Below are 5964 nucleotides of genomic sequence, written 5' to 3'. Positions count from 1 at the left end.
CGACGCGGTCGGTGGCGGTGAGCCAGGCGCCCGCGTCGGCGGCCGAGCCCTCGGCGGCCGGGCGCTCCCCGGTCAGGATCTGGATGGACCGGTCCAGCTCGGCGCGCTGCTCCTGCAGCCGGGCGCGGGCGGTGACGAGGTCGACGGTGTCCACGGCGCTCCGTTCTCCTCCCGGAGCCCCGGGCGCGCGGGGCGGCGCCGTGTCCGCGGGGCGGGGGGTCAGAACAGGGTTCCGGAAGTACTGCCTGGGATATCCCCGTTCGCGGCGGGTTCTATGAGTTGCGGACCGTTGTTTCTCACGTTCCCGACGAGCGGCGAGACGGGGTAGGCGTCCATGGTCCCGGCCATAGCGGGGGTCAGCAGGCCGTGGATCTCCTCGGGAACGGTCAGGTCGGGGTCGAGCCAGGCGTCCCAGCGGTCCGGGGTGACGATCATGGGCATGCGGTCGTGGATGCGGCCGAGGTCGTCGGGGGCGTCGGTGGTGATGAGGGTGCAGCTCCACACCCACTCGCCGTCCGGGGCCCGCCACAGCTCGTAGAGGCCGGCCATCGCCATGACCCCGCCGTCCTTGGGGTGGATGTAGAACGGCTGCTTGCGCGGCTTGGTCTTGCGGCCCTTCTCGTCCTCGGCGGGGTCGCCCTGGAGCGTGTACCACTCGTAGTAGCCGTCGGCGGGCAGCAGGCAGCGGCGGCGGGTGAAGGCCCGGCGGTAGGCGGGCTTCTCGGCGACCGTCTCGACCCGCGCGTTGATCATGCGCGCGCCGCCGGACATGTCCTTGGCCCAGGACGGCACCAGGCCCCAGCGCAGCATCCGCAGCTGCCGGACGGCCTCCTCCTCGTCCTCCGCGTCCCCGGCCGGCCGCCGGATCAAGACGGCCGGGACCGGGTCGGTCGGGGCGACGTTGTAGTCGGGTTCCAGCTCGGATCCGGTCTCGTCCGCCTGGATCGCGAACTGGTCGAGCAGCTCCTGGCGCGCCCTCGTCGTGGCGTAACGTCCGCACATGGCCTCATCCTCCCGTGCTTGACCGGTGACCTGCTGGGCATGTAGGCCAACATGCGACCCATCACGAGCCCGGCCCGCCCGCTGGTGGCGGCCCCGTACATCATCACCGGCCTGGAGACGCTGCGCGATCCGCGTCCGCGCGCCGAGCAGGTCGCGCCCGCTCTCAAGCCCGTCGCCGACCGCCTGAACTGGCTGCCCACCAATGATCCCGTGGCGCTGGTCCGGCTGGAGGGGGCGATGAGCCTCGGCACCGGAGCGCTGCTGCTGACCGGCAAGTTCCGCCGGCTGGCCACGCTCATGGCCGCGGTCCAGCTCATTCCGGCCCTGGCCACCGAGCACCACTACTGGGCCGAGGACGACCCGGAGCGGCGCGCGAGCGAGCGTTCCCACCTGCTGAAGAACGCGGCGCTGTTCGGCGCCCTGCTGATGGTGGCGGGCGCGCCGCGCCGGTCCCACCACGCCGCCGAGCTGCGCCGCCAGCTCCGCGACGCGCAGGCCAACGCGGGGATCAAGTCCAAGGAGCTGCGCAGGCAGGCGGCGTCCGAGATCAAGGCCCAGCGCCGGGAGGCCATGGCCGACGTCTCGGCGCGCAAGCGCGAGGCCATGGCCGAGGTCAGGGCCCTGCGCAAGCAGACCGCGGCCAAGACCAAGGCGAGGCGGCGCAAGGCGGCCGCCGGGATGATGGCCGGCGCGGCCGTCGTCAAGGCGGCCCAGAAGAAGGCGAAGGCCGCCCAGAAGAAGGCGGGGCTCCCGCAGCGGAAGTCCTCGCACGGACCCGTCCACAAGGTGCTGGCGGCCGCCGGAGCCAAAGCCGGCAAAGGCCGTCACTGAGAACGAGCAGCTCAGGGACCGGGGGGCGGACGCCGCCTCCCAGTTCCGCCATGCCGGGACGGCATCGGGGGGGGCGTCCGCACCGGGAGCTCCGGCAGGTCAAGGTGCCGTCGTGCCGGGGTGGCCGGGTTCCCTCACACCCGCACCGCGAACCCGGCCACCGCGTGGGCGCAACAGTAGAACGGCGACCGTAAGCGCCAGGTGAACGTCCCAGAAACCCCCCAATAGGCCGCCTTTCGCCGTGCTTCCGGTTGGATGGGGTGGTGCGAGCGATCGGAGTCGGGATCTGGCGGAGGCTGGGCGGGCGCTGGCAGTGGCGGCTGGTGCGCTGGCGGCACCACGGGTTCCTGGTCTACGCGGCGGGCGTCGTCCACGACGAGGACGGGCGGGTGCTGCTGCTGCGGCACCGGCTCTGGCCGGAGTCGCGTCCCTGGGGCCTGCCCGGCGGCTACGTCAACGCCGGGGAGCGCCTGGAGGACGCGGCGGCGCGGGAGATCCGCGAGGAGACCGGGCTGGAGGTGGCGGTGACCGGACCCCCGGTCGCGGTCTTCAGCGGCTACCGGTACCGCGTCGAGACCTACTGGACGGCCCGCCTGACCGGCGGCGACCTGCGCATCGACCCCACCGAGGTGCTGGAGGCCCGCTGGTTCCCGGCGGACGAGCTGCCGTCCGGCCTGTCGGCGAACCACCGGGCCCTGCTGGGCGGCGCGACCGGCCGGCCGTGACCGCCTTCGCGCGGCGCGCGGACGGGCGGCTGGAGCGTGGGGTCTGACGGCCTGAAAGCGGTGGCGGGCGTCACGGCCTCCCCGGATTCCCGGCCACGGCCGACCGGCGTAGGTTAGCTATACCTAAGTGTTGGCTCGGGAGGCGAGATGACGGTGGCGGACTGCGCCCCGGGCTCGGTGGTGCGGCTGCGGCGGGTCGTCGCGCGCAACGGCCGGCTGCGGGAACTGGGGTTCGTGCCGGGGGCGGTGCTGCGGGTCCTGGCCCGCGGCGGCACCGGCGGGCTGATCGTCGCGATCGGGGACGCCCGGATGGCCGTGGACCGCGAGATCGCGCACGTCATCCACGTCGAGCCGGTGGACGGCGCGTCCGCCGGCACCGCCCGGTCCGGCCGGGCCCGCGCGGCCGCCGCCTCGTGAGCGGGGTCAAGGCGGCGAGCTGCCACGGCGGCTCGACGGCGGTCGCGGCCCCGCCCGGCACGCCGGTCGTGGCGCTGGCGGGCAACCCGAACGTCGGCAAGTCGACGGTGTTCAACGCGCTCACCGGGGCGCGGCAGCACGTCGGCAACTGGCCCGGCAAGACCGTGGACGTGGCGCGCGGCCCGTGGCGGCTCCCGGGCGACCGGCGCGCCGAGGTCGTCGACCTGCCCGGCACCTACAGCCTCGTGCCGTGCTCCCCGGACGAGGAGCTCACCCGCGAGCTGATCGTCACCGGCCAGGTGGACGCCGTCGTCGTCGCCGTGGACGCCGGGAACCTCGCCCGCAACCTGTACCTGCTCGCCCAGCTGCTGGAGACCGGCCGTCCGGTCGCGGTGGCGCTGACCATGGTCGACACGGCCGCGGCGCGCGGCCTGACCGTGGACGCGGCGGTGCTGTCCGAGCGGACGGGCGTCCCGGTCGTCTCGATCGACGCCCGGTCCGGGCGCGGCATGGACGAGCTGGCGGCGACCGTCGCGGAGCTGCTGGACCAGCCGCGTCCGCCCGTCCCGCCGGCCCTCGGCGCGGCCGAGCCGGTGCTGGCGGAGCTGGAGGCGGCGGTCGCGGACGTCCCGCAGCTGGACGGCCTGCCCCGCCGCTGGCTGGCGACCGCGCTGCTCAGCGGCGACCTCCCGGAGGACACGCCGGACGCCGTCCAGGCGGAGGCGGCCCGGCTCGGCGCGCGCCTCGCCGCCGAGACCGGCGACCCCGACGACGACCTGTGGGACGCCGACGCCGCCCTCGCCGACCAGCGCTACGCGTGGGCGCACGAGGTGCTGGAGGCGTCCGTCCGCCGCGACGCGGCCGCCGACGCCGACACCCGCACCGACAAGGTCGACCGCGTCCTCACCTCGCGCGTGTTCGGCCTGCCGATCCTGCTGGCGGTCATGTGGGCGGTCTTCAGCGCCACCACGACCTTCGCCAAGCCGCTCCAGGACGGCCTGGCCGCGCTGTTCGACGGCCCGGTCACGACCGGCGCGCACCGCGCGCTCTCCTGGGCCCCGGCCTGGCTGGACGGCCTGGTCGTCCAGGGCCTGGTCGGGGGCGTCGGGCAGGTGCTGTCGTTCATCCCGCTGATGGTCGTCATGTTCGTCCTGATGACGCTGCTGGAGGACTCCGGCTACCTGGCGCGGGCCGCGTTCCTCGCCGACCGGCTGATGCGCACGATGGGCCTGCCGAGCCGGGCGTTCCTGCCGCTGCTGGTCGGCTTCGGGTGCAACGTCCCGGCGCTGTCGGCGACGCGGATCCTGCCGAACGCGCGGCAGCGGCTGCTGCTCGGCCTGGTCATCCCGTACCTGTCGTGCAGCGCGCGGCTGGTCGTGTACGTCCTCATGGCGTCGGTCTTCTTCGGCTCCATGGCCGGGACGGTCGTGTTCGGCATGTACGTCCTGTCGATCGTCATGGTCGTCGCGGTCGGGCTGCTGCTGCGCCGCACCCTGTTCCGGGACCTCGCGCACGAGCCGCTCGTCCTGGAGCTGCCGCCGTACCGGGTGCCGACCGTCCGGGTGACGGCGGCGCAGACCTGGGTGCGGCTGCGCGGCTTCCTGCGGACGGCGTCCGGGATCATCGTCGGGACGGTCACCGCGGTGTGGCTGCTGTCGTCGATCTCGCTGCACGGCGAGGCGTTCGGCAAGGGCCCGATCGAGGACAGCGCGATGGCCGGGGTCTCCCGCGCCGCCGCGCCGGTGTTCGAGCCGCTCGGCTTCGGCGACTGGCACCCGGCGGCCGCGATGGTCACCGGGTTCGTCGCGAAGGAGGCCGTGGTCGCGACGATGGCCCAGACCTACACCGTCGCCGAGCCCGGCGACGGCCACCGGCCGGGAGCGCTCGGCGACCGGATCAAGGCGACGTTCGAGCGGACCTCGGGCGGCCACCCCACCCCGGCGGCCCTGGCGTTCCTGGTCTTCCTGCTCGCCTACACCCCCTGCATGACGACCGTCGCGACGCAGTGGCAGACGATCGGCCGCCGCCTCACCCTCTACGGGATGGGCATGCAGCTCGTGATCGCCTGGGTGCTGGCGCTCGCGGTGTTCCAGATCGGGAGGCTCGTATGACGACCCCCATGCGCGGCGTGCTGGACGCGGTGACCGGCGGCGCGGCCACTCCCGCCGAGATCGCCCGCACCACCGGCCTGGACCGCTCCGAGGTCGAGGCCATCCTCGACCACCTGAGCCGCCGCGGCCGCGTCCGCCTGGAGACCCTCGGCTGCGGCCCCTCCGCCTGCACCGGCTGCGGCCTCAAGGGCGCCTCCTGCGCCGGCAAGTCCTGACCGGCCGCGGACTTATCCCGCCCGGTCCAGGGTGATGATCTCGTCGACCGCGGTGAGGACGGGGTCGTCGGCGGGGAGGGCGGCTCGGTGGGTGATGAGGATGACCGTGCGGTCCTTCGCGGCCTTCAGGAGGTCGGTCAGGACGGTGACGGCGGTGCGGTCGTCCAGGTGGGCGTCGGGTTCGTCCAGGACGAGGACGGGGACGTCGGCGAGCAGGGCGCGGGCCAGGGCGATGCGCTGGCGCTGGCCGCCGGAGACGGCCGAGCCGTGCTCGCCGACGCGGGTGGCGAGGCCGTCGGGGAGGGTGTCCAGCCAGGGGCCGAGGCCGGCGCGGCGCAGCGCGTGCGCGACGTCGTCGTCGGACGCGCCGGGGCGGGCGAGGCGGACGTTCTCGGCGAGGGTCGTGTCGAAGACGTGGGAGTCCTGGCCGCCGAGCCCGATCACGCGCCGGACGTCGTCGGGCGGCAGGTCGCGCAGTTCCACGCCGTTCAGGGTGACCGACCCGGCGTAGTCGAGGAAGCGGGCGAGGACGGCGGCGAGGGTGGACTTGCCGGCGCCGCTCTCCCCCATGATCGCGACGTGCCGTCCGGGCGGCAGGTCGAGCGTGAGGGCCGGTTCGTGGAGGGAGTCGGTCGTGGCGCCCGGCCAGCGCGCGGTCACGCC

At 74.6% G+C, this 5964-nt stretch carries 7 protein-coding genes; 5 read left to right on the top strand and 2 right to left on the bottom strand.

The features are described 5' to 3' along the window. Nucleotides 1-219: 219 nt before the first annotated feature. On the bottom strand, nucleotides 220-1002 hold the full coding sequence (locus tag AB0J52_RS23865; protein ID WP_500184269.1) for an SOS response-associated peptidase: 783 nt from the start codon (nucleotides 1000-1002) through the stop codon (nucleotides 220-222). Nucleotides 1003-1053: 51 nt separating this feature from the next. On the opposite strand from AB0J52_RS23865, the gene AB0J52_RS23860 reads away from it, so the two are divergent. From AB0J52_RS23860 to AB0J52_RS23840, 5 genes are all read left to right on the top strand, one after another. Continuing rightward, complete coding sequence (locus tag AB0J52_RS23860; RefSeq protein WP_500184266.1) at nucleotides 1054-1833, top strand: DoxX family protein; 780 nt, start codon at nucleotides 1054-1056, stop codon at nucleotides 1831-1833. 263 nt (nucleotides 1834-2096) lie between these two features. Then, entirely contained in the window at nucleotides 2097-2558 is a 462-nt protein-coding gene (locus tag AB0J52_RS23855; protein ID WP_500184263.1) for an NUDIX domain-containing protein, read from the top strand. Between the two features lie 147 nt (nucleotides 2559-2705). Beyond that, nucleotides 2706-2975, top strand: a complete 270-nt coding sequence (locus AB0J52_RS23850) for a FeoA family protein (RefSeq protein ID WP_500184259.1) — start codon at nucleotides 2706-2708, stop codon at nucleotides 2973-2975. Next, a complete protein-coding gene (feoB, locus tag AB0J52_RS23845) occupies nucleotides 2972-5086 on the top strand; it encodes a ferrous iron transport protein B (protein ID WP_500184257.1) in 2115 nt (704 codons plus the stop codon). Before AB0J52_RS23850 ends, feoB begins: the two co-directional genes overlap by 4 nt. Further along, the gene (locus tag AB0J52_RS23840; RefSeq protein ID WP_500184256.1) at nucleotides 5083-5301 is read left to right on the top strand and encodes a FeoC-like transcriptional regulator; all 219 of its coding nucleotides are present in this window, start codon (nucleotides 5083-5085) and stop codon (nucleotides 5299-5301) included. Before feoB ends, AB0J52_RS23840 begins: the two co-directional genes overlap by 4 nt. 12 nt (nucleotides 5302-5313) lie before the next feature. Here AB0J52_RS23840 and AB0J52_RS23835 read toward each other — a convergent pair. Beyond that, nucleotides 5314-5964: ATP-binding cassette domain-containing protein (locus tag AB0J52_RS23835; protein WP_500184255.1), on the bottom strand; the 651-nt coding region annotated here is incomplete at its 5' end.

The sequence above is a fragment of the Spirillospora sp. NPDC049652 genome, from assembly GCF_040675125.1.
In the GTDB taxonomy this organism is placed as follows: domain Bacteria; phylum Actinomycetota; class Actinomycetes; order Streptosporangiales; family Streptosporangiaceae; genus Spirillospora.
This window is presented reverse-complemented; position numbering and strand designations above follow the sequence as displayed.

What these genes read in the sequence shown, in the direction of transcription:
- AB0J52_RS23850 (WP_500184259.1), top strand. Translation starts at nt 2,706, where the DNA reads ATGACGGTGGCGGACTGCGCCCCGGGCTCGGTGGTGCGGCTGCGGCGG.
- AB0J52_RS23860 (WP_500184266.1), top strand. Translation starts at nt 1,054, where the DNA reads ATGCGACCCATCACGAGCCCGGCCCGCCCGCTGGTGGCGGCCCCGTAC.
- AB0J52_RS23840 (WP_500184256.1), top strand. Translation starts at nt 5,083, where the DNA reads ATGACGACCCCCATGCGCGGCGTGCTGGACGCGGTGACCGGCGGCGCG.
- AB0J52_RS23865 (WP_500184269.1), bottom strand. Translation starts at nt 1,002, where the DNA reads ATGTGCGGACGTTACGCCACGACGAGGGCGCGCCAGGAGCTGCTCGAC.